This is a genomic window from Exiguobacterium sp. s140 (assembly GCF_018617035.1).
Lineage (GTDB): Bacteria > Bacillota > Bacilli > Exiguobacteriales > Exiguobacteriaceae > Exiguobacterium > Exiguobacterium profundum.
Genome location: NZ_JACSJK010000002.1, coordinates 361010 through 385030, shown reverse-complemented (window position 1 = coordinate 385030; position 24021 = coordinate 361010). Strand labels below are relative to the sequence as shown.

Annotated in this window: 24 protein-coding genes; 5 read left to right on the top strand and 19 right to left on the bottom strand. The window is 50.1% G+C overall.

Going from position 1 to position 24021, the window contains the following annotated elements:
• Positions 1-22: 22 nt before the first annotated feature.
• From KNO61_RS10055 to KNO61_RS10025, 7 genes are all read right to left on the bottom strand, one after another.
• Complete coding sequence (locus KNO61_RS10055) at positions 23-772, bottom strand: SDR family NAD(P)-dependent oxidoreductase (protein WP_078147538.1); 750 nt, start codon at positions 770-772, stop codon at positions 23-25.
• Positions 773-884: 112 nt separating this feature from the next.
• Positions 885-2591, bottom strand: coding sequence for a methyl-accepting chemotaxis protein (locus KNO61_RS17495; RefSeq protein ID WP_371816600.1), 1707 nt, complete (start codon positions 2589-2591; stop codon positions 885-887).
• 190 nt (positions 2592-2781) lie between these two features.
• On the bottom strand, positions 2782-4626 hold the full coding sequence (locus tag KNO61_RS10045) for a methyl-accepting chemotaxis protein (RefSeq protein WP_214873098.1): 1845 nt from the start codon (positions 4624-4626) through the stop codon (positions 2782-2784).
• A 125-nt stretch (positions 4627-4751) separates the two neighbouring features.
• Positions 4752-4964, bottom strand: a complete 213-nt coding sequence (locus KNO61_RS10040) for a DUF2922 family protein (protein ID WP_031422462.1) — start codon at positions 4962-4964, stop codon at positions 4752-4754.
• A gap of 27 nt (positions 4965-4991) precedes the next feature.
• Positions 4992-5204 carry a hypothetical protein gene (locus KNO61_RS10035; RefSeq protein WP_147538794.1) on the bottom strand — a complete coding sequence of 71 codons (213 nt, stop codon included), beginning with the start codon at positions 5202-5204 and terminating at the stop codon, positions 4992-4994.
• 27 nt (positions 5205-5231) lie between these two features.
• Positions 5232-5372, bottom strand: a complete 141-nt coding sequence (locus KNO61_RS10030) for a YvrJ family protein (RefSeq protein ID WP_012727209.1) — start codon at positions 5370-5372, stop codon at positions 5232-5234.
• 68 nt (positions 5373-5440) lie between these two features.
• The gene (locus tag KNO61_RS10025) at positions 5441-5650 is read right to left on the bottom strand and encodes a hypothetical protein (RefSeq protein WP_214873095.1); all 210 of its coding nucleotides are present in this window, start codon (positions 5648-5650) and stop codon (positions 5441-5443) included.
• A 321-nt stretch (positions 5651-5971) separates the two neighbouring features.
• Between KNO61_RS10025 and KNO61_RS10020 the strand changes: the two genes are divergently transcribed.
• Together KNO61_RS10020 and KNO61_RS10015 are read left to right on the top strand one after the other, a co-directional pair.
• Entirely contained in the window at positions 5972-6415 is a 444-nt protein-coding gene (locus KNO61_RS10020) for a MerR family transcriptional regulator (RefSeq protein ID WP_214685903.1), read from the top strand.
• Between the two features lie 36 nt (positions 6416-6451).
• Positions 6452-6760: a sensor histidine kinase gene (locus tag KNO61_RS10015; protein ID WP_371816599.1), complete on the top strand. Its 309-nt coding sequence runs from the start codon at positions 6452-6454 to the stop codon at positions 6758-6760.
• 62 nt (positions 6761-6822) lie between these two features.
• On the opposite strand, the gene KNO61_RS10010 is transcribed toward KNO61_RS10015, so the two are convergent.
• Entirely contained in the window at positions 6823-7476 is a 654-nt protein-coding gene (locus tag KNO61_RS10010) for a hypothetical protein (RefSeq protein WP_214757900.1), read from the bottom strand.
• A gap of 78 nt (positions 7477-7554) precedes the next feature.
• Entirely contained in the window at positions 7555-9402 is a 1848-nt protein-coding gene (locus KNO61_RS10005; protein WP_214811016.1) for a sensor domain-containing phosphodiesterase, read from the bottom strand.
• A 281-nt stretch (positions 9403-9683) separates the two neighbouring features.
• Between KNO61_RS10005 and KNO61_RS10000 the strand changes: the two genes are divergently transcribed.
• Positions 9684-11456: an SH3 domain-containing protein gene (locus KNO61_RS10000; protein ID WP_214687431.1), complete on the top strand. Its 1773-nt coding sequence runs from the start codon at positions 9684-9686 to the stop codon at positions 11454-11456.
• 112 nt (positions 11457-11568) lie between these two features.
• Positions 11569-14265, top strand: a complete 2697-nt coding sequence (locus KNO61_RS09995) for an EAL domain-containing protein (RefSeq protein WP_214811014.1) — start codon at positions 11569-11571, stop codon at positions 14263-14265.
• Between the two features lie 12 nt (positions 14266-14277).
• Here KNO61_RS09995 and KNO61_RS09990 read toward each other — a convergent pair whose 3' ends face one another.
• Positions 14278-15006 (bottom strand): DUF3784 domain-containing protein, encoded by a 729-nt coding sequence (locus KNO61_RS09990; RefSeq protein WP_214873093.1) that lies wholly within the window; start codon positions 15004-15006, stop codon positions 14278-14280.
• Between the two features lie 97 nt (positions 15007-15103).
• The gene (locus KNO61_RS09985; RefSeq protein WP_214730280.1) at positions 15104-16345 is read right to left on the bottom strand and encodes a UDP-glucose dehydrogenase family protein; all 1242 of its coding nucleotides are present in this window, start codon (positions 16343-16345) and stop codon (positions 15104-15106) included.
• Positions 16346-16449: 104 nt separating this feature from the next.
• Here KNO61_RS09985 and KNO61_RS09980 point away from each other — a divergent pair, with 104 nt between their 5' ends.
• Entirely contained in the window at positions 16450-16710 is a 261-nt protein-coding gene (locus tag KNO61_RS09980) for a hypothetical protein (RefSeq protein WP_214687439.1), read from the top strand.
• Positions 16711-16855: 145 nt separating this feature from the next.
• Here KNO61_RS09980 and KNO61_RS09975 read toward each other — a convergent pair whose 3' ends face one another.
• From KNO61_RS09975 to KNO61_RS09940, 8 genes are read right to left on the bottom strand one after another with little or no spacing between them, the layout of a single operon-like run.
• Positions 16856-17272: a GNAT family N-acetyltransferase gene (locus KNO61_RS09975; RefSeq protein ID WP_214757910.1), complete on the bottom strand. Its 417-nt coding sequence runs from the start codon at positions 17270-17272 to the stop codon at positions 16856-16858.
• On the bottom strand, positions 17272-18210 hold the full coding sequence (locus KNO61_RS09970; RefSeq protein WP_214814385.1) for a glycoside hydrolase family protein: 939 nt from the start codon (positions 18208-18210) through the stop codon (positions 17272-17274). The genes KNO61_RS09975 and KNO61_RS09970 overlap by 1 nt, the downstream gene beginning before the upstream one ends.
• Complete coding sequence (locus tag KNO61_RS09965) at positions 18207-19181, bottom strand: glycoside hydrolase family protein (RefSeq protein WP_214873091.1); 975 nt, start codon at positions 19179-19181, stop codon at positions 18207-18209. The genes KNO61_RS09970 and KNO61_RS09965 overlap by 4 nt, the downstream gene beginning before the upstream one ends.
• Before the next feature lie 39 nt (positions 19182-19220).
• Positions 19221-19919 carry a WbqC family protein gene (locus tag KNO61_RS09960; protein WP_214757914.1) on the bottom strand — a complete coding sequence of 233 codons (699 nt, stop codon included), beginning with the start codon at positions 19917-19919 and terminating at the stop codon, positions 19221-19223.
• A gap of 14 nt (positions 19920-19933) precedes the next feature.
• Positions 19934-20914, bottom strand: coding sequence for a glycosyltransferase (locus KNO61_RS09955; protein ID WP_214873089.1), 981 nt, complete (start codon positions 20912-20914; stop codon positions 19934-19936).
• Positions 20915-20956: 42 nt separating this feature from the next.
• Positions 20957-22009: a dTDP-glucose 4,6-dehydratase gene (gene rfbB / locus KNO61_RS09950; RefSeq protein WP_214873087.1), complete on the bottom strand. Its 1053-nt coding sequence runs from the start codon at positions 22007-22009 to the stop codon at positions 20957-20959.
• Positions 21915-22886, bottom strand: a complete 972-nt coding sequence (gene rfbA / locus KNO61_RS09945) for a glucose-1-phosphate thymidylyltransferase RfbA (protein ID WP_196431180.1) — start codon at positions 22884-22886, stop codon at positions 21915-21917. Before rfbA ends, rfbB begins: the two co-directional genes overlap by 95 nt.
• Positions 22883-24004 (bottom strand): DegT/DnrJ/EryC1/StrS family aminotransferase, encoded by a 1122-nt coding sequence (locus tag KNO61_RS09940; protein WP_078147557.1) that lies wholly within the window; start codon positions 24002-24004, stop codon positions 22883-22885. The genes rfbA and KNO61_RS09940 overlap by 4 nt, the downstream gene beginning before the upstream one ends.
• Positions 24005-24021 lie beyond the last annotated feature (17 nt).

The following is a 24021-nucleotide window of genomic DNA, read 5'->3' as shown; positions in this document are numbered from 1 at the left end:
CAGCGCGGCGTGATGCTTTTGTTTATCCGGCATACGGTTTAATCGGTCCGCGCAGGCTGAACGAGTAGTCCTCCGGATCGACAATCCCGACGACTTCGTCGCCTTCAAGTAACTCCCATAGGAATTCTGCCATCTCGCGCGCCGTGTGATACTTTGCGACGTTCTCGCTATAGTCGAACCCTTCCGTATCGCGAGCCCGGTCGGCGAAACTCGTTTCGGTTGCAGCCGGTGCGAGTACTTTCGCCCGAAGCTTGGCATCACTCTGCTTCAACTCTTGCGCGAGCCCTTCCGTATACGCACTCACGAAGAACTTCGTCGCACAATACGTGACCGAGTTCGGGACGATCCGATAGCCCCCGACAGACGACACGTTCAACAGTTGCGCCCCTTCGACGTCATGATAATCTCGGACGTATAGACTCGATAAGACGGTGAGCGCTTCGATATTCAGACGAATCATGTTCTCGATTTTACCGAGGTCGACATCTTTGATGAGATCCGCATCCCCGAATCCGGCGTTGTTGATCCACGTTTCGATATCGAGGTCCGCGAGCGATTCATAGAGACCATACACGTTTTCGCTATATGATAGGTCGGTCGATTTGATGATGACATCACTATCCGGCGAGATGGATTTGATCTCATCACGTAGCGACTCAAGCTCTTCTTTCCGTCTTGCGACGAGCACAAGCGACTTGCCTTTTTCGGCGAGTAGCTTCGCTGTCTCATAGCCGATTCCTGAACTAGCTCCTGTAATGACCGTATACTTCATATAATCCACTCCTTTTTGTCGTTTACCTTGTTGTTGATTCCCCACTTTCTTCATCGCGAATCGTTCCGATGTGAACGAAAAGCCCTGACTCCAAGGAGACAGGGCTTTCAACTTATGTCGTGAATCGACCAATCAGTGTCTGCAGGTCACTCGTCATATTGCCGAGTGATTCAGCGACCCCGTTCAATTCTTGGATCATCGCGAGTTGGGCGTCAGCCGTCTCACCGACCGTACGCATTGTGTCGGCCATCCCTTCACTGTCTTGTGACATTTGAAGAGAGGACGTCGCGACTTGTTTCGTCGTCTCCGCAATCTCATGCGAGGCGATGCGGATATGTGACGTATTATCGACTGATGTCTCGAGCTGACTGACAATCTGTTCGAACGCACGTGTCGCTCGTTCGAGCAACAACGTGTTCGTCTCGACGCGTTTCGCACTGACGACGTGTTGGTCGAGAACGGCGTTCGACTGTGTCTGAATCGACTCGATCAACCCGGCGATCTGTGTCGCCGACTGCTTCGACTGCTCGGCAAGTTTACGCACTTCTTCTGCAACGACGGCAAACCCTTTTCCTTGCTCACCGGCACGTGCCGCTTCGATGGCCGCGTTCAATGCCAACAAGTTTGTCTGGTCGGTGATCGATTGAATGACCTCGGTGATAAGGGCGATCTCGTCAGACTGTTGCTTCAATGCCGAAATCGATTCTCCCGTCAGACGTGTCTCCCGCTCCAGTGCGAGCACCTCGTCTTTCGCCTGAGCCATCGTCGCACCACCTTCTTCGGCGAGCATCAAACTCTGTGACACATCATCGTCAATCGAGCCAATCGATCCAGCGATACGACCGATGCCTTCATCGGCAACAGCCACCGCTTGAGATGTTCCAGTCGCTTCTTTCGCCTGCGCGACCGTTTCTTCCACGACTCGGTCGATGAGACGTGTCGTTTCCTCCGTCTGTGACGCCATCTCTTCCGTACTCGCATACAGTTCTTCCGATTGTGCTGTGATTTCCTGTGCGTTTTGGGTGACGCGGTCAATCAGTTCACGCAAGTTGCCTTTCATGCGGTTGAAGCCGGTCATCAATTGTCCGATTTCATCTTGTGTGCGCGCCTGAAGGTCCTCACGTGTCAAATCACCTTCCGCCACCACGTCCACTTCTTTTGCTAAGAAACGGAGCGGTGCTGTCACCATGTGGCTGATGGCATACCCGGCCCCCATCGTCAGGACGAAACTGACGATGGCGATGAAGACCGAGTACCAGAAGGCACGCTGACTCGCTTCTTGGAGCTCCATCTGCATCGCCAACATCTTCTCTTCCGTCTCGGCCTGCAATGCGTCTCCGGTCGATGCGATCGATTTCGTCACGTCTGGCATGAGACGTAGTGTCAAACGATCAATCGCTTCTTGATCTTTTGAGTCGATTGCCGTGATGGCTTGAGTCGCCAACTCGTCATATCCAGTCGCATATTCGAGTAACGATTCAAATTCTTTTCGTTCGGACTCGTTGTCCGCGAGTTCGATCAACGATTCGATGGCGGCTTTCTTCTCTTCTCCGCCCCGGCTGATTTGTTGTTTGCGCTCATCATCCTGTAGAAGCACATACCCGCGGACCCCATACGCCTGGCGCACCATCCCGAGCGCCAAGTCGTCTGCCGCTTTCATCTTCATGACATCGTTTGAAATCATGTGTTCATATTGACTCGTCATCCGGTCGAGCGTCCACAGATTGTATCCCATTCCAACGATTGTCAAAATTAGAATCAAACCGATACTCGTCATGATTTTTCTTGATAACGTCCATGTGTTCCGTATCTTTTTCACGTACTACGAGGAGACCTCTCCTCTTCCACCTCTATTTCTCTTTATTTTTATGTATTGCCTTTTTCTTTATCGGATACAACAGCCTTATTTGTACCAACAATTTGAAATTCATTTACGTATTGACCTATCTTTTTATTTTTTGTACTGGGCACAAAAAAGAACCAGACATCTGCCTGGTTCTGAGACTTGCTTATAGTTTGAATTGCGCCACGCGATTCGAGAGTTCGGTCGCCCGTTTTTCCGTTTCGCCCATCTTCGCCTGAACGTCGTTGAAACGCTCGACCGAAAGTTGGACTTTCTCTGAGATGGACTGCGTACCGTCCGCGCCTTCTGTCACGGTCGTCGCTACTTCTTGAATGACCCCAAGAATGTTGTCCGTCATATGGCGAAGTTGAAGCGCGTTACCTTCGAACGTCTTCGCCGTCTCACCGAATACTGTTGCATCCTGTTCGTATTGCGTTGCGGCATCTTCGAGACGATCGTAGTCAGCCATGACTTTCGTATTGAGGAACGTCAACATGTCTGCCGAACTCGTGTTGAGTCGTTCGACCGAATCGATGACCGTGTTTGACACGTCACGAATCTCGTTGACCGTCTGACGTGAGTTTTCCGCCAGTTTGCGAATCTCGGATGCGACGACCGCGAATCCGCGACCCGCTTCCCCTGCCCGTGCCGCTTCAATCGATGCGTTCAAGGCGAGCAAGTTCGTCTGGTCGGCGATCGCAAGAATAGCTGTCGTCAAGACGCGAATCTCTTCAACCGACTTGGCCCCTTTGATGGCTTCTGCGAGCTCGACTTGTTTCTTCTCGATAATTGCCACTGCTTCTGTTTTCGAGACGACAGCTTGCTCCCGCATCTCGTGTGCTCGTGTCTCGACTCGATTCGCCGTATCGGCACTCTCGTTTGATAGATCGACAATCGAGTCAATCGAGCTACCCATCTCGGTCGTCGAGGCGCTCATTTCTTGTGAAGAGGCTGCCGTTTCTTCCATACCAGCCGTCAATTCTTCGACCGTACCCGACGTCTCTTCCATATAGTGGCTGAGTCGCGTCACTTCAGCGGATACATCTTTTGAAGACGAGAGGACGACTTTCGCCGTCTCATCGACATCGATCATAATCTCACGAAGTGTGGCGAGGAACGTGTTGAACGAACGACTGACTTGTGCGATCTCGTCGTTCGACGTGACGGGAATCGTCATCGTCAAATCCCCACCTTGTGTCGCGAGTTCATCAAAGCGTGTCTGGAGCGTTTGCATCGGTCGAATGATCGAGCGTAACAGGCTGAATCCGAGGAACAAGAGAATCACCACGGCCCCGACCGTCACGGCGATCAACGCCATGAGAGACTGCATGAAGTCACGCTCCATGTCCTGACCGACACGTTGCGAGCCTTCTGAGTTGTAGGCGACCAGATCTGCTAGTTTTTGTGTGAAGTTGTCATATGTAGATTTGGACTGTGCATCATAGTATGAGCGAGCCATCCCAGTGCTGCCGGTCGAGCTGAACGTCAACATGTTGTCCGAGACGCGTTGGTACATCTCCCATTGACGCGAGAAATTCGTAAAGAGTTCCTTGTCTTCCGCATTCACTGCACGCCCTTCGTATTTCGGTGCGATCGTGTTGATCTCGTCACGAATCTCTTTCATCCGTGTCATGAGCTCTTCTTTTTGTGCCGCATCCTCCGTCACGATGTGATCGAGTTCGAGCGTGCGGTAGTTCGCAGCGAGCGTATTGAGTTTGTGCGCGTAATCGAGCCCTTTATTCCAATTGTTGACGATATCGTCCGCTTGACGGTTCGCGTCATTCATTGAAAACAGTGCGTAACCACCGACGCCAATGACCATGACGAGCGATACGATGACGAGCCCCCATAATTTTTGACGAATCGTTAAATTCTTCCCGATGTTCGCCCCGAAAGATCTCGTGCGTTCACGCTTCTCTCCGCGTTTCCACTTGAGTGTCGGTTTCCACGTCAATGTCGGTTTTCGTTTGATCCGGTTCAGTGCTTTAGACCATGTTGATTTCCATGCCATCTATGTATTCCCCTCTCAATCATGCAGTGTTTCCTATACTATCGACAATTTTCAGAAAATAATGAAGAGGATTGACCAAACTTAAAAAAAGGTGACTCAAACTGCAAGAGTCACCTTTCCATCGATTATTTCTCACTCAATACCGTCTGCGTACCTTCAATCATCTTGATTTCGGTCCACTCCATCACATTCTTCGCGAGCGGATCGTTGGCAACCATGAAGTCAGCAAGCGCTTCTACTTTTTGGGCGTCGACCGGTTGTTTCACGTTGTTCAAGCGGAAGCGTACGACCTTATGGAATGCATCTAAAAATGAGATTTCAAGTTTTGTGTCAGTCATGGGTGATTCTCCTCCTTAGTGTATGGGTTAGACTAAATCGTATTCACGGACGATGCCGAGGTCTGCTTCCTCTTGAATGACGAGGTCGATCAAGAGACGACCGAACGCGTCAATCGTATCTGCCGTCAGGTCGGCACGAATCGGACCGAACCGTTGTGCTTTTTTCGTCGGTTTTGCTGTTTGTACGTCATGATGCGTCGTCAACACGAACGTTGCTTTCTTCTCTGTTAAGACAGCCATGGGGGGATGGCTCCTTTCAATAGGGAATTAGGTTTCTGATACGGTCGAGGTATCCATTCGTTCGAGCAGCTGGATCATGCGATCGAGCTTCGTCTCAATCCGATGAAGCAAATAGAGTGAGACGACGATGGGGAACCCCAGATTGGAGATGAGTTCGGGCCAACTCATGTGACCACCTGCTCATCGTGCCGAGGATCGGCGGCGGGACGAGTGCGGTTCTTCATAAGTCCTCCCTGTTAATACACTAGAAATTCTTGGGCCACGATGTAGTTGGCGGATTCCACATCAATCAGTGCCTTGATCAAGTCACCAAACTGTTTCATCCGTGCCTCATCCATCCGACTTCCAAGCGGTCCATAGCGAACGAGTTGCTTTTTCTCTTTGCCGTCGAGTTGTCGCCGGGTATCCAAATAAAGTATCGTCGCTGTTTCTCGATATGCTGCCATCTGTCTCACCTCCTTCGCCCTTATTAACCGCTTTCACAAAGAAAGTGCTCATTCTATTTTTATATAACAATGAGTGACGATAGTCCCAAAACCTCTGAATTTTTATTCATTTTTCAAATGTTGACTGCTTCCCTTGAGTTTTCATACCAATTAGGGTATCTTAATCTTCGGCAGACAGCATTCAAAAATACGTCAAAAGTACCATGATTTATTCCCCATATTTGAAAAAACTGTAAGTTAAATTCTTGTAAATGGGGTACGATACGTAGGAGGGCATTTTTTGAATTTTACTAGTCAGTCTTGAAGAAGGAGACATACACGATGAACAGCCTAGACCTCGCAAGCTTTGCCTCAATTCCTTCCGCTCAACACGACTTCGACCAAGCCGACCTGACGTTTTCAGCGACCGAATGGGATACATACCGGCCGGAACAAGGAAAACCAATTTCGTATAAAGAGCAACATTTGATTGTCTATCCGCTCAAAGAATTGAGCCGCGCCTTTAGTGTGGCCGGCATCCCACGCAGCCAACAGCAATTGATCAAGTGGGAGACCGATGGCGTCTTGCCGCCGACCCCGTTCACGTTTGGTCGGAAGCGATTCTATACGGAAAATCAGATTCGTACCATTGTCGACATCGCATTGGAATGCGGATTGCGCCCACGAACACACGTCAAAAAGACGAACTTCTCCGAATTGGTGCATCATGAACTAACGTACATATTAAAACTCGAACTAAACGCTTATGAGGCGCCTGTCGTCTGAACAGGCAAAAGCCATCCGCCATGAAGGTCATGACGAATGGCTTTTTTTACTCACTTTTTCGTAATCGACTGCGGCACGTCCGCACGGGACACTTCCTCATATGAGGTGACCGTTCGAGTCGACGGTGACATCGTGACGATTGTAGATGATGGAAATGGGATTACCGAATCCGAATCGCCTTATATCTTTGAACGCTATTACCGAGGCACAAATACAGACGATGCACGCGGAAGTGGTCTCGGCATGGCCATCTCACGGGACATCATCGAAGCCCACGGCGGGAAAATAGAAGTCGACAGTGCACCGGGACACGGCACTTCGATTCGAATCACATTCATGACATAACAAAAGGGACGCTCAGGCGTCCCTTGCAGACTGTATACAAAAAGCACCCACTTCATTTCAACTTAAAAGGGAAGAAACGAGAGGATGCCAGTTTCTTTAAAAATGAAGAATATGATCACTGTAGAAACAGTTAAAATGATTCGATGTTCTGTTATCTTAAAAAATATTGAATAAAGCACAACCGCAGTCACAAGATTAAATCCACTTTGAATATCGATACCAAAGTAGTGAATACGTACTTGAGCTGCTTCAGAGTTAAATAAAAGATCTGGAAGAAAATAGTAGCCTCGTTTGAATAGAAAGGCAGTAGGTATTGAGCTTAAAATTGCGGCGCCTATCCCTTTTTGACCGGCATTCCAAATGATTAACGCATAGACAGAGGATAGGACTGCGATAGTTAGCCATATTCCAAATAGTTGATATGGTAAGAATCCTAAGTTCAAATAGAACATTAGGTAATAAGCTAAAACTGTGGAAACAAGCAAAATAATCGAATGAATGGAAGCGTTTAATCGTGACTTGCTAAACACAGCTACTAATGTCACTAGGAATAGCCAAAACTCAAGTGTAGTATCAAAATCAATCAAGGGGGAACTACTCGCATATTGATCCAAGCATCCCAACAAAATTCCCAATAACCCTAACAAGATACAATTCTTGAATTGGCTAAAAAAAGTAAGTTCATGAGTTGACTGTTGTGGCGTCGAGCTATTCATCTGTATTTGAGTCCCCAATCTATACTTTAGTAAGTTATAAGAGTAAACGATATTGATATACAATTCTAAAAGGGACGCTCAGGCGTCCCTTGTCTGTGTCGTATAGTCAACAATCCATGTTTCCAGTTCTTCAAGCGGTAACGGTCTAGAGAAATAATATCCTTGCATCTCGTCACAGCCGAGTTCGCGTAACGCGTTCCACTGTTCAAGCGTCTCGACGCCTTCACACACCGTCTTCAAGTTCAAGCCACGGGCCAAATCGACAATCGATTCAACGATGACGTTGCCGGTCGGGTCATTCTCGGTCACTTGAATGAACTGGCGATCGATTTTGATCTCATGAATCGGATAATGCTTCAAGTAGACGAACGCCGAGAACCCTGTCCCGAAGTCGTCAATCGAGATGGAAAAACCTTCTTCTCGGAATGCAACAAAACGATCGATGACGTGTTTCTGGTTCTCCATCCCGACGCTTTCCGTGATTTCTAAGGTCAAATAACTCGTACTGACCCCTTCTTCCCGTGCGATCTGGGCAAACTTTTCGACGACCCCTTCGGATAAGAAGTGACGCGCCGATAAATTGAGGGCGAGTTCATACCGGTCTCCCCGTTCATGCCAACGTTTGAGTTGGCGACAGGCCGTCACGAACGCCCATTCCTCTAAGTCGATGATGACACCAGTTGATTCGGCAAGCGGAATGAAGTCGAGCGGCGGCACGAGACCTCGCTCTGGGTGATTCCAGCGCATCAACCCTTCAAACCCTTTCAGTTTACCTGAGGAAGCATTCACTTTCGGTTGGAAATACAGTTCAAACTGACCTGATATCACACCAGTACGTAAATTCATCTCTAACAAGAGTCTCTCAGATGCTTCTTGCGCCATGGCCTCTTCAAAAAACTTGATGACCCCACGTTTCTCATCTGATTGACCTGCAACGACACGTGTTGTATGAATCATATCCAAAGTAGATCGACTTTCATGTTCAATGGAGATGAATGCGCTCGTCGTCAGTACAACGTCTAATTCATTGACTCGATATGGCGCACGCGTCACTTGCTCGCATAAATGTTCTGCAAACGAACGTATTTTCCTCCGTTCCCCGTAAGGTACCCAAATGACAAATCCCGATTGCGAGGTACGTGCCATCCTAGATTCATCGATTACTGCTCGTAGTCGTTTCGCCATTTCTTTCACGATCAAATTCGATGTTTCGGTTCCAATCGCATCCTCAATAGACCGAAAATCGTCTGCTCGAATATATAAAACTGCTCCTAAAAACCCTCTCGCTTGTTGACGTAATTGATCGACTTCCTCGACAAATGCATATTTGTTCATCAAACCTGTCAGTTCGTCCGTGTAGGCTAACTGATGAATCCGTTCATCCACAAGCTGCCGGTCAAGCCGGAAGTACAGGATGGCAATAAAATCCGCAAGTGTACTCACAATCAATTCCTCAAGATAGTTCCACTCCCGAGGCAGAAACGTCTCGCAACAAATCACACCTGTGGCACGATTGTTTGCATAAATCGGAGCATCTAGCATGGAGTACACACGCTTTCCTTCTACAAAGTACTCTTTGTACAAGTCCTTCACCCATGGATGACTGCGAACATCCTCAAACGAAAGGATTCGCTCTGTTTGAAGCGCATCAAAATAGTCAGGCGCAAGTTCACGCTGGACCGTCAACTTCGGATGATGTGTCCCTGATTCGTGAGAATAAGCGACTTGACATGAAATAGATCGATACGATGTATCAAAATGCCAGATCGAGACTGTATCGACTGCCAACATATCGGCGACAATCTCACACATATACAGAATTGCCTCCTGCACCGTTTCTTCCGTTACAATCGGCATCCGTACGAGCGCGAACAGTTTCTCTTGATGTTTACGATATACTCGGTTTGAAAAGTTGTTCTCGATCATCAGTCTGCTACCTCACCCATTTAAATTTGACCTAATGATAGCACGAATCAACCGATTCAACGGTTTTCAAAATTCAACAGAAAGTCAATACTTCCTTCTTTTTTCAAGTGATGAAACAGGGATTTATTCCCACTTCTAAATTATTGACCTTCTTTTTAAGAAAGAGACGCGAATTGACCTTTTGTCCCATTGCTTGCCTATTTCTTTGCACCGTACAATGAACTTGTATTGTTTCAATTGTTAAATTGTTTCGTTCTCACTCTTTGAAAGGATGTGACGCTATGAATCCAAAGTCTGGTCTCACCTATTCATTCGCGGCACTCGCAGCGGTCAGCGTGCTTGCCCACGCAGACGAAGCAGCAGCGGCGAGCACACATACGGTGCGTTCGGGTGATACGTTATGGTCGATCAGTCGGTCCTATGATGTGTCCGTTGCGACGATTAAATCGTTGAACGGTCTCTCTTCCGATCACATTCGCATCGGTCAAAAACTAAAGCTCACAGGCAGTCCCTCTGCTGCGACAGGTGGTTCCTCGTTAACCACGGCGAGTACGAACCGCGTCACGACGACACACGCATTGAACATGCGGGTCGCCGGGGGAACGTGGCATCGTGTCCTCTTGACGATTCCAAAAGGTACGGCGCTCACACCGATCCAATCAAACGGTTCATGGACGAAAGTCAGTTACGGCGGACAGACCGGTTGGGTGCATAACGATTATTTGCAAAAGGCATCTATGTCGAGCAGTACCGACAAACCAACAACGGTCACACCGAGCTCGACTACAGCTCAAACGAAAGCCAACTTGAATCTGCGTTCGTCGAAGTCGACGAAGACGACCGTATTGCTCACGATTCCAAAAGGCAAAACCGTGACCGTCTTATCTGTCGAAGGGTCATGGTCGAAAGTGAAGTATGGGTCGAAAACAGGATATGTCGCCAATACATATTTAACAACATCAGGAGTGGCGACACCGACAACACCGAGTACAGAACAAACCATGAACCAATCATTCGTCACGACCGCGAACTTGAACGTTCGGCAAGGTGCGGGCATCGGTTACGCCCTCGTCACGACCATCCCGAACGGCACCGTCGTCAAGGCGACGAAGCAGTCCGGTAGCTGGTACTATGTCACATATAACGGGAAGTCGGGATACGTGAGTGCCGGCTATTTGAAAGAGACGTCCACGACACCGAGTGACCCGGCTCCGAACGAAGGCGATGCCGGTGCTGGTAATGCGGCTGTCGATTATATCGTCAACACACCGTCCTTGAACGTACGTTCGAGCGCATCGACGAGCGCGACCATCATCGGGAGTGTCAAAGCAGGACAGACGTTGCGCGTCGTCCAGTCGTCAAAAGGCTGGCTTCAAATCTATTACGGGAATACGGTAGGATTTGTCGCCTCGGCTTATGTGAAAACCATCCCGAAAGGTTCGGCAGACGGCCCGTCTTGGGTTGAAGGTTCTTATGATTCGAATTCATATTATACGTACTATCCAACATCGATTCGGTCACAGGCGAACGAGTCGAGTAGCACGGTCGGCTCGACACTTCGGGGAGAACTCTTGAACGTAATCGGGGAGACATCGACCCACTATCGTCTCGCATCAGGATTCGTCGCAAAATCAGCCGTCGCTGAAATCAAAGGGCAAAGTGCCCAAGCTACTAGGCTTTCGACCATCGATGTGGCAAAACGCTTCGTCGGCACACCGTACGTATGGGCATCATCAAGCCCGGCAAATGGTGGATTCGATTGCTCAGGACTCATCTATTATGTATTCAATCAATCCGGCGTCAGCATCCCACGGACAAACGTGGCTAATTATTGGGGTGGTGCTTATTTCGGACCTCAATTGCCCAAGTCATTCGTCCCGCAAGCCGGTGACCTCGTCTTCTTCGAAAACACATATACCGCCGGGCCATCGCACATGGGTATCATGATCAATTCCGATACGTTCATCCATGCCGGTTCATCTGGATTAGGATACAACCAAATCAGTAAAGAACCGTATTGGCAGTCACGCTTAATCGGTTATAAGCGACCGTGACTTTGGTCACGCCAAAAAACCCGACAAAAGTCGGGTTTTTCTTTCGTATTGCAGGATTTTTATCGCTTGACCCGAATTCGGAAGTATGATGAAGGAAAAAAGGAGGTGCCGGATGGGCCAACCCCGTTTTGCAAAAATTCCATACCGTACCTACACGATGGCGCTCGCGATTGCTTGTCTCATCGGTGTCCTGTTGTTTGGACTTGGCACGAGTTTTTATTGGCATGAAAAACAAGAAGCCATCGACCAGACGATTACGAATTTGAATCAAGCGGCAAACCTAGCTGGTGTCGAAGCATACGTCTCTCTTTTCGAAGCGGCGACCCGGTATGAGGAGCAGTCGAATCCGACGACATCCTTCCTCTCCACACCGTACAAAGAACGGGCACTCCAATACAATGAGCGTTTATTGAACGACTTTGAGGACGGTGTGAACGAACGGGAACGGGAGACGCTCCAGACGTTCTCAAATGAGTTGAATCAAATTCTCGAGGCTGAACAATTCGAGGCGGTCCCAACCGATGTCATCAGTTCCATCAATCGACGCTGGCTATATCAAGCACTCGAGCAAACGAATCAATCGAATGCGGCATACGAACTGACTGATGCCATCATGCGAATGCAATCGATTCTTATGCGGAATCGTGAAGCCCTCTTCCGTAACCCGATTGATGCGGGTCAACTCACAAACACCGTGGATCTGATTGTCGGCGAAGCAAAACTTGTTCAAACCATCATTGAATCGAATGAGACACTGCAGTCGAAAGCGGTCATCGACGTGGCGGAAAGCGGACAGTCCTTTGCGAATATGGCGAATCGCGAGGCGTCTCTAGAAGCTCGTTACGTCAATTCAACGAATGTCTACGAGGACGCCTATGGTGCCCTTCGTTCCATCCGTTCGAGTTCTGAGACGATGCTTCAAGAAGAAAGTAAGCATTATCAAGTCTTAGCCACCACTTCATTCGTGGTGACGTTGCTGTTATCGCTCGGACTCCTATTTCTGCTCTACTATACACGCAATCGCTACAATCACGATTTGGCGCATCTCAAGGCACGCGCACTCGCCATCGACCCTAGCCTAGAACCTGTCGAAGCGATGTTTCCGAAAACACATGATTTCCGAGGGATCGAGGACGAGTTACGCGAGATTGCCACGAGTGTCCATTCGACCGTTCACGAACTAGAGAATCGTTCACAAGACCTCGTGCGTTACCATGAGCGCTGGTCGTCTCTCTTCTCTGAGACGGGACTCGCCATCGCCCTCATGGATGACTCGTATAACCTGATTGAGCGCAACGAGATGTTCCGGCAGTTTTTCGGTGATCGGAACTTATATGAGATCAACCAATTGTTCACCGAGACGGGTCGCCGCTTGTTCGAGCAAGCGCTCGAAGGTGTGACTGAACATGGGACGAGTGCGCAGTTCATCATTCATCTGAAAGGGGAACATCTCCGTTATCTGAATGTGAAACTGACGCCGCTCAAGCGTGAGGAAAAGTTGACGTATTACCTCATCGTCGAAGATGAGACGGACCGGGTCGAACGGGAACGGAAGGTCGACCGTCTCGTCCGTTTCGACTTGGCGACCAACCTCTATAATGAATATGGCTTTGTTCGCAAGTGGGAAAAGCAAGAGATTGACGGTGCATTTATCCTTATCCGGATTCATGACTATCATCATCTCGTTGATTGGTACGACCCTGCGTATGCTGATTTGCTCATGATTGAGTTTGCGCGAGCCGTCGAGTCCCGTCTTTCGAAATATGCCCAACATCTCTTCGGTCGATACCGAGACGACACGTTTATGTTGTATGTCCGAGGCTTCTCATACGAGGACGAGCATGAGCTGTTGGAGCTCTTCCCGACTGAAGTGACAATCAACCATAAACGCCAAAACGTACATATTCAAATCGGGGCGACCGAAACGGAAGGGGCATACAACGACTGTCTGTTCAAGGCGATGAAGGCGTTACAGCACGCCAAAGAGACACGTACCCCTTCGGTTTGGTATGACTCGGAAATTTTAGCCCAGATGCAACTCGCCGCACTGATTGAACAAGCGCTCCCGGATGCCATCCGAAAAGGAGAATTGACGGTCGCGTATCAACCGCAAGTCGAATTGAAAACAGGTCGCGTCGTTGGCGCGGAAGTGCTCGCTCGCTGGACACATCCTGACATCGGAGTCATCCCACCGAACGAGTTCATTCGCATCGCGGAACGTTCCGATCAAATCTTATGGCTCTCACACAATATTCTCGATCAGACGATTGCCCAGCTCGTCGCATGGCAAGGGACTTCATTTGAAGACATCTCCTTGTCGTTCAACTTGTCGGCCCATTCGGTCGACCCTTCCATCGTGGCGAAGCTTCGGGATTCGATTGAGGTATACCCGTGGCTACCTGACCGATTGAAGATTGAATTGACCGAGTCCTCTGACATCATGTCGTATGCGAGTGAACTCGAACGATTAGAAGATATCGCTGACCTCGGCTATTGCCTATCAATCGACGACTTCGGGACCGGATACGCCTCATTCGAAGCGATTTGGCACCTACCGATTCAAGAAGTGAAAATTGACCGGATGTATGTGAGTGGAAAGGCGAAAGAAAGTACGTCCTTCTTACGTGCCGTCTCTCGCTTTGCGAACGAGCAACAACTAACCGCTCTCGCCGAAGGGATTGAGACCGAAAGCGACCTGTCACGCATGCTTCGTGAAGGGGTCGAACTCGGACAGGGCTTCTACTTCTCACCCGCCCTGGACGCAGCCTCATTCGAATCATGGGTCAACACAAAGGGACACTCGCGTTGAGTGTCCCTTTTTTCAGCGTGAACGAATGTCCTCATATAACTGCCTCGTTTCTTTAAACGAAGACTGATTGAGATAGATTGTTTTGTCTGACCAATCGAGTCGGATCACCGGCTCGACATCACGGTCGATAAAGAGGAGTACATCCTCCCCTGCTTCCGTCCGAAAATGTCCGGTCAGACGCGTTCCCGTATCTGCTCCGTTCGTTCGACGCGCGATATCCGGCAATGTCGTCCATGTCACGTCTTCCACTTCATCAAACGGGACCTCACGACCATAACTGCCTTCAATCACGATCGCTTCATCCGTCACGATCACTTCAGTCGGTTGACTGAACCAAAACATGAGCGCCGGCACACCGACGAGTAATACGACAGAGACGATGATGATTGGAACGAGACGTTTTTTCCCATCTGGCCTCAAGCGCCCCGCTCCATCGTAGATGTTACCGTCATAGCGCTGCATCCGCCAAAGCATCCCGACAATGAATACCATCAGGGCGAGAAAGAACGGCTCGAGCGGAACGTTCCAACCAGACAGTTCGATGAGCGCAATGATGAGAAAAAGCGCACTAATCCCGTAACACATCCAGGCAATCAGTCGCGCCACTTTTTTGATGTCGACCCGCTCCTGTTTCTCTTTCGACATTGTATTGTATCCAGAGATCAAGTGATACCAACCGAGCCTGTCAACCGCGAAGCCTAACGCGATGACGATTCCTGCTGCTAGAATGAGAATCCACATATGCCTCGCCTCCTCTCCTTTCTATACGTCATGACTGCTACAAAAGATTCACGTCTCGCAAAAACAGGACCGCCTATATGAGCGGTCCTGAACAGTTTTAGTTTGAAGTCGGTGTGTTCGACGGACGTTGCATCCGTCCGATTCCTTCGTATGACACATCGCCCGGATCGCGTGCGAACTTCCATGCGTTTCGTGCATCGATCAATCGACGCTGGCGCATGCCGTTGAAAGCATCCGGTGCCAAGTTCACAATCTCATCCCATTCTGTGACGAGAATGGCATAATCGGCTCCCTTCAGCGCCTCTTCAACCGTCGTCGCTTGTGGATAGTCCCACGTCGCAATCGGATCATACCCGATGACGTCCACGTTACGGGCCACCATGTGGTGAGCGAGTAGAATTGATGGGGCATCTCGCATATCGTCCGTTCCTGGTTTAAATGCCAAACCAAGGATAGCCACGCGCATATTCGGTTCAACGTTCAATTTTGAGAGCACGTACTCGATTTGCGTCTCATTCACTTTTGTCGCCGCCCGGATGACACGTAGGTCGATCTCATTTTCACTCGCGACGTGTAGGAGTGCGTTCATGTCTTTCGGGAAGCACGAACCTCCGTACCCGATGCCCGCGTTCAAGAACGAACGCCCAATTCGCGGATCGAGTCCCATCCCGTCCGCAATCGTCGAAATGTCAGCGCCAGCTTGATCGGCTAGACGCGACAAGTCGTTCATGAAGCTAATTTTCGTGGCCAAAAAGGCGTTCGAGGCGTATTTGATGAGTTCTGCATTGATCGGTGTCGTACAGATGAGCGGAACGCCAAGGCGTCCGTAGATTCCTGCCAAGTCTTCTGCAACTTCGAGATTTACACACCCGATGACGACACGGTGTGGTTTCATGACATCTGCGAGCGCGCGTCCTTCTTGTAAAAATTCCGGTACGATCGCAAACGTATGAGAGGGATACATGATGTTCAGTAAGTCTGTCGTGCCGGGCGGGACCGAGCTACGAATGACGATTTTATGCTTCGTGTTTAGTTCCGACAAGACTGCTTCGATATAAGATAAGTCACAGCTTCCATCCGACTTGCTCGGTGTCCCGACCGCAAGAATCAAATAGTCGACCTGCTCCGTATCCGCGATTCGGCTTGTCAGGGTGATCTGGTCGGCGTGCTCTTGCAACACCTCTGCCATGCCTGGTTCATGGAATGGCGGGTGTCCACTCATGAGAAGACGTAGCTTCTCTTCGTCCGCTTCAACCCCGATGACGTGATGACCGGCTTTTGCCAAACCACAAAGTGTAGCCAATCCAACGTATCCTAAACCAATAATTCCAAATTTCACATCAGTTCCTCCTTCAATCATCTTTTATAAGCGTACCGAAACACGCCGAAGAAGTGAAGCTTCTAACACTCTCTCGATGTTCTTTGCTATAATGAGTCAAAATGATGGGTGAAAGGACAAACCGCATGGGCTTAATCGCTTTCTTCTTAGTGACATTATTCGTTTATTTTTGGCTTCCGGTCCGGGGGGGACTGAAAACCTTTTTGCTAGTCTTGATCATGGTGAGCGGATGGCTCTCCATTTTTGAACTCGTCTCGATTCTCGAAGCCCGTCCATGGGTCATCGCGCCAATCCTGATCATCGTTGGATCGATGATTTGGAAAGTACAACGCGACCGGAAACGAGAGCTCAAGAAAAGTGTTTGACCTCGGTCAGGCGCTTTTTCTTTTTGTCGTATTCGATAAAGCTTATCAGTTTCCTGCATTCATCAAAAAATCCTCGTACGATGGACGAGGATCAGCTTCGGTTTGTATTTAACTTTCTTATTCTAAAATACGAGAGAGATGCGTTTCATAATACACTCTCCATGACGAGCACATCATCGATTCGGTCGAGCTCGCTGAAGCCGTGTCGCATGTAGAAGGCAATCGCCCGTTCGTTCGTTGTCTCGACGTGCAAGTGAATCTTCCTTTTGTTCGTCTCGATTGCTTCTTCGCATAACGCTTCCAATAAGGCGTGCCCACTACCGGACGGCGCTTTCGGCAACACGCAAATATGGCTGATGAAGACGATGTCCGTATCCATGTATGCTGCGATTAGCCCGACGAGACACCCGTCATTCCAAATTTCATATGACGTCGCCCGTTCGTAGAGCTTCAAAGCGTATGGCTCTAGCGCCACCCGCTCCGACAGCTTGGTCGGGAACAGGTGATCACACGCCTCAAGATGCGCCACATAGTCAGAGACCGTCCCTTGGTCGCGAGTCATCATACGTCCTCCAAAATTGCGACACCAAATCCATGTCGCCCAAACTCGTTCCCGTTATAGAGAAGATAGTGCCGACCTCCCCACTCGAAGACATGCGGATAACACTCCATGTCCGCGTCCCACCCGTCGGAACTTCGCTCGAATCCGAGCGCCGCATCATCCCGCGTCCAGTCCAACAGATTTTCCGAATAGGCGTAACCTAATCGATATCCGCGTAACGGGTCGGTCCGAAAGCCGAATGTGTCTCGAAAACAGAAGATCATATGGTAGCGTCCGTCCGCTTCGAACACGGTCGGAAGCGCCTGACTCTCGTCCGCAATCGTATCCGAAACGATTCTTCCGTGACGCTTGAACGTCTGTCCATCTTCTGACGTGGCGAGCGCAATCTTATACGTTCGTTCCTGGACGCCATCCGGCCCCTCTTTCCATGTCGTCCCGTAAATGTAATACATATAGTATTGTTCCCGTGTGACGACAAAGGGGTCGCCGACGAGAAACGGTTCCTCGATGCTCGCCGATAATACTGGTCCGTCTCCGAGCCGTTCGAACGTCTCTCCCTCGTCCCGACTGACAGAGAGGCCAATCCCCGTTTCGACAGCTACCGAGTCACGACGGCTCCAGCCACTCGTATAGCCATAAAGCCCATCACGTGTCCGTGTGACGTGAAATGGGAAAATCCCGTGTTCGTCGAACGTCCCCCGTTTTCCAAGGGGGATGATCTCATCTGTGGACACGTCGATGATGTTGAAATCACGTGTCATGTCCACGTATCGGACGTGGCTCTTGAACATGTCACCATCCGGTTCACGGGTCGAGAAATAGATGCGCACAAAATCCTCGAAGACGAGCGCCTGAGGGGACTGGGCGAACGAGGAGTACTTCCCGAAAAATCCGTACGGCTCCGGGTCGAAGATGTGTCCGAGTTTCTTCCACTTCATCTCGCTCCCTCCTTGCGCTCCGCGATGCCGAATCCTTCTCGTCCGACTTCATTCCCCAAGTAAAGTAAATACCGTTTCCCGTTCAACGTGAACGTATGGGGGTAGGCGACCATCTCGTCATCGAATCCTGATTCTGTCCGCGAGAACTTCATCACGTCATCGTCACGCGTCCAATGGAGGAAATCCGGAGAAGAGGCATATCCGATTCGATACGTCCGCTCGGGATTTTTCCGATAATCGGTCGCGTCGCGGTAACAGAAAAACATATGATAGCGTCCATCCTCATAAAAGACGTCTGGACTAGCCTGCGCCTCATTCGGAAGTACGCTTTCAATCAAATCGCGTCCCGCTTTCACCCACGTGACCCCGTCCTTCGACGTGGCCAGCCGAATCTTATACACCGGTTCCGGACGTTCACCATCCATGATCCACTCTCGTCCGGCGATATAGAACAACACCCACGTGTCCTGAAAACGCCGAATCTTCGGTCCGCTCAAGATGAAGGGTTCGTCGATCGTATACGATAGGATCGGTCCTGGACCGACGCGCTCGAACGTACGTCCGCCGTCTCGACTGATGGCTTTTCCGATATTCACATTAAATGGAACGGACACCGTACGCGTCCAGCCCCCGTAATAGGCATGTACCTCATCCCCGACCTCAATCGCCGAAAACGGATAGACACCAAACTCGTCGAATGTCCCACGTGCACCGAGCTCCAATATCGGTCGTTCACTCACCCGAAGAATCGAGAAATCTTCTTTTGCGACATCCACATACCCGCTGTGACTGACGTATCGTCCATCAATCGGCTTCGGTCGACAGCTGAAGTAGATCCGCAAATAGGTATCGCGTTCCAACACACAAGGTCCTTGTGCGAACGCATCCATCCAGTCGAGTGATGCGTCTCGCTGAGGGCTGAAGAATAGACGTCGATTGGTCCATTCAAATGATGTGTTCAACGTGTTCATCCCCTTTCCTCTAATCGTTGCGTCCACTATCTCGTCCGATTAGACGAGCGTATAGGCGTGGAGCAATTCACGCACTTTCGTCTTCGAATTGAACATCAAGACATCGATAATGGACAAGTTGGGCGTGAACGGATGACCAAATTGAGCATATTCCACCGCATCCATCTGGATAAAATCAAGCGGCACCCCGGATTCCGCAAACCGCTGTTTGTCATAAAGTTCCTGCCCGCCGATCGCATTGATATAATGCGAGGTACGCAAGTGATGACAAATCTCGAGCACCAGTTGTTCACACTTCAGCGACTTGTCGTAGTCGAGCGAGGAGGCGACCAATAACTCCGTATCCATCTCGAGATAGTCACGCACTTCCGTCAATAACGTTTCTAGATAAGTGGCGACATTGCGTTCCTCATTTTGAATGATTCGTTCCACCATCGGCATGACGTCGGCATAACTTGGTGCGCGTTGATATGCATGGTGTAATAAGCGCAGTTGATAGCTCTCATGAACTGGATCGAGAATCCGCTCATGCTCACGGATCGTACGATGTTGTGTCATATGATCGATTTTCAGATGGATCGGTTTGATATGTCCCTCGACCAAAATGCGGTTTCGATGAATCCATCCTCGTTTCGCAAATTGCACATGGTCCAAGATGACGAACTGGTCCACCGCGTTCATCAATTGAATATAACCGAGGTATGGGAAGTAGTACGGCTGCATAATCCCTAATTTCATTTGAGCCGCCTCCCTTAGCCCAGCTGGAACGAGCGCATGCGAATCAACCACTCCATCAAGTGCGGATGTCGTACCATCAAGTAGGGACGTAGCCGCTCTCTCCCGACGAAACGCTCCACATATCGGTCATACCGGGGAGACTTCAGCGCTTGAAAATCTCGTCGGAGCCGATGCAAGCCGACTTCGAACGATAAGCGAGAGATTTCGATTTCTTGATGAAATCTGCCATCCGTATAGGAATCGAATGCATCCATCATTCGGATGAATGCCTCCATCCGCTCAATATCGCGCTCCCTGTTTCGTTGACGCCACTTGGTGGTGACCGACCCGGACACACCGAATCGATATACGCTCATCACCTCAGGCATGTAGTAGGCGTAACCTTGGCTTGCGACGTGCAGTTTGAGCGCGCCGTCGAAGGCGGGCGTATCGCCGATCCAATCTAACAGATCGTCTGTCAGTCCATTCCGGTACAGCATGGACATCGTCGGAATGAAACCGAGTAGCTGTAACTCCCCGGCATGATAGGTCCGTGGCTCCGTCGAGGCATACTTTCTGTTTTCAGGCATCCACGGGATGACGCGCCATCCGGTATGGAGTGTGTCGTCCGTTTCGACATACGCATCATGAAAACAGAGCGTACAGTCCGGATGGGCTTCCATATAGTCGACTTGTTTCTGCAACTTGTGTGGGTCGGTCCAGTAGTCGTCCCCGTCACAAAGGGCGATGTACTTGCCACGCGCCCTCTCTTCGTTTAACAGATTCACCATGACCCCTTGAGAATATTGGTTTTCCGTTTGATAGATGACCCGAATCCGGTCCGGATGTTGTTTTTCATATTCGCGCACGATATCCGCCGTCCGATCCGTTGAGGCATCCTCATGAATGAGGATTTCAAATTCAAAATCCGTTTCCTGCATCAAAAATCCTTCAATCGTTTTAGCGATGTACGTTTCGTGGTTATACGTGATGCAGTCGATGCTGACCATCACCATGTCGATTCCCTCCTTTCCCCGGGATGATAGAACGGCTCCGATTTAGGAAGAATACATGTCTTGATAATAGGTTTTGTACGCTCCCGAAACGATGCGCTCGACCCATTCCGGATGTGATCGGTACCATTCAATCGTCTCTTCGATTCCTTGTTCAAAACTGTAGCGTGGCACCCACCCGAGTTCGTCTTGCATTTTCTTCGCGTCAATGGCATAACGACGGTCGTGACCAGGGCGATCCGTCACGAATTGGATGCGGTCATTGGGTAAGTCAAACGTCTGTAAAATCGTTCGGACGAGCTCGAGGTTCGTCTTCTCGTTATGTCCGCCGATGTTATAGACTTCTCCGACTCGTCCCTTTTGTCGAACGAGATCGATGGCTTCACAGTGGTCCTGCACATGTAACCAATCTCGGATATGTCCTCCGTCCCCATATACTGGGAGTAGTTGATCGGTCATACAATGGTGTACCATGAGCGGAATCAATTTCTCAGGGAATTGATACGGACCGTAATTGTTGCTACAACGGGTGATCTTAATCGGTAAGCCGTACGTCTCATGATAGGAACGAACGAGCAAATCAGACCCGGCCTTCGAGGCGGAATAAGGACTGTTCGGGGAAAGTGGTGTCGCTTCTGTAAAGAACCCCGTCTCCCCGAGCGACCCGTATACCTCATCTGTCGAGACATGGACGAAACAGACGTCATCTCGGTATTCTCGACTGTATTTATCGTCCGGATCCCGTTTCCAATGACGCATGGCCGCGTCGAGCAACACTTGTGTGCCCAGGATATTCGTCGAGAGGAACAACTCCGGCTCAAGGATACTTCGGTCGACATGCGATTCCGCCGCAAAATGCACGACTTCGTCAATCTCAAAGAGAGAGAACAGTTCGTCAATCGCCGGACGGTCGCGGATGTCTACTTTCCGAAACACGTAGAGCGGGTCGTGCTCGAACGCTTGGACGTTCTCTAAATTGCCGGCATAGGTCAACGCGTCGACGTTAAGGATGCGTGACGTTGGATGTTTGTCCCGAAAGTGTTTTATGAAATTTGAACCGATGAACCCGGCTCCGCCAGTCACTAGGATCGTATGCATTGGTCTGTTCTCCTTCCTCTAGAAGCGATATCAAATACTGTCCGTAATCGGTCATCTTGAGCGTCTGACCGATGTCGGCCAATTGCTCTCGCGTGATGAACCCACGACGCCATGCAATCTCCTCCAGACATGCGATGTAATAACCTTGCCGTTCCTGTACTGTCTGTACGAAAATGGAAGCTTTAATCATCCCTTCAGGTGTCCCGGTATCGAGCCATGCCATCCCGCGACCGAACAAGACGACGTTCAACTCGCCTCGTTCCAAATACATTTGATTGATCGACGTGATCTCGAGCTCGCCGCGTGGCGACGGCTTCACTTGTTTCGCAAACTCGACGACTTGATTGTCATAAAAGTAAAGCCCCGGTACCGCATAATTGGATTTCGGGACCGCCGGCTTCTCTTCGATGGACAAGACGCGTCGATCCGCATCGAACTCGACGACACCGAATGCCCGTGGGTCCTTGACCGGATATCCGAACACCGTCGCGCCTGACTGTCGCTCTTTCGCATCCTGTAAAAAGCGCGTCAAGTTCGGCCCATAGAAGACGTTATCCCCTAAGATGAGGCAAACGGAGTCGTCCCCGATGAACGATTCTCCTAGAATGAAGGCATCCGCGAGACCGACCGGACGCTCTTGTACTTGGTACGTAATCGAGATTCCAAGTTGATGCCCGTCACCGAACAGTCGCTCATACCCGGAGATGTCTTTCGGGGTCGAGATCAATAAAATCTCCTTGATGCCGGCGAGCATCAGCACCGACATCGGATAATAGATGAGGGGCTTGTCATAGATCGGCAACAGCTGTTTCGAGACTGCTTTCGTCATCGGGTAGAGACGCGTCCCGTTCCCACCCGCTAGAATGATTCCTTTCATCGTTCATTCCCTCCTTCAAGGATTACGTCACAAATGCGGTCGATCATCTCCATTGTCATGTCCGGATAGAGCGGTAACGTGATCACCCGATCCGAGACGTACGTGGCGTTCGGTACGGATGCGTCGAATGCGTAGCAGGAAAAATCGGTCACGAGTGGATAAAAGTACTTCCGGGCGAGAATCCCATGCTGCGCTAAGGATGCCATCATGTCATCGCGTGCCGCTCTCCCTTTCTTGACGAGAACTGGATAGTACGCATAGTTGGACTCCGTCCGTTCATCCCGAAGGTTCAAGCGTAGAAATGAAGCGTCCGCTAAACGGGTGTCGTATCGCTCGACCAAACGTTTTCGCTTTTCAATGTCGGCATCGATCCGTGGGAGGTTGCACCGTCCCATCGCCGCCTGAAACTCGTTCATCTTGGCGTTGCCCCCGACCGATTCGACGGATTCTGGTCCGGTAATCCCAAAGTTGACGGCTTGATGAATCGCTTCGACGTAACGGGCATCCCGGAACGTGAGCGCACCACCCTCAATCGTGTGAAACACTTTTGTCGCATGAAAGCTGAACATCGTCAGGTCGCCGAACGTCGAGACGTCGCGCCCGTCTTGCCGGACACCGAACGCGTGCGCCGCATCGTAGAGGACATGAAGTCCATGGCGTTTTGCGAGTTGTTCGATCGCCTCCACGTCACATACGTTCCCATACACATGAACGGGTAGGATAGCCGTCGTCCGTTCCGTGATCAACGCCTCGATTTTGTTGACGTCAATCGTGTAGTTTATCGGGTTGATGTCACAAAAGACAGGAGTGATCTGTTTTCGGATGAGCGCATGCGTCGTCGAGGCGAACGTGAACGGTGTCGTGATGACCTCACCCGTTAACCCGAGCACATCAATCGCCGTCTCGAGGGCCAGGTGACCGTTCGTCAATAAGGAGACGTGCGGGACGTTTAGACGCTGCTCTAACTCTTCTTCTAACGCTCGCACATGCTCGCCACGATTGCTCAAGTGACGCGATTCCCAAAGGGGGCGAATCATCTCGACATACGTCTCAAAATCCGGCATACTCGGTCGCGTGACGGGAATGATGGCATCTGTTTCTACATTTGAACCACTCATGGTGAAATCGCCCCTTT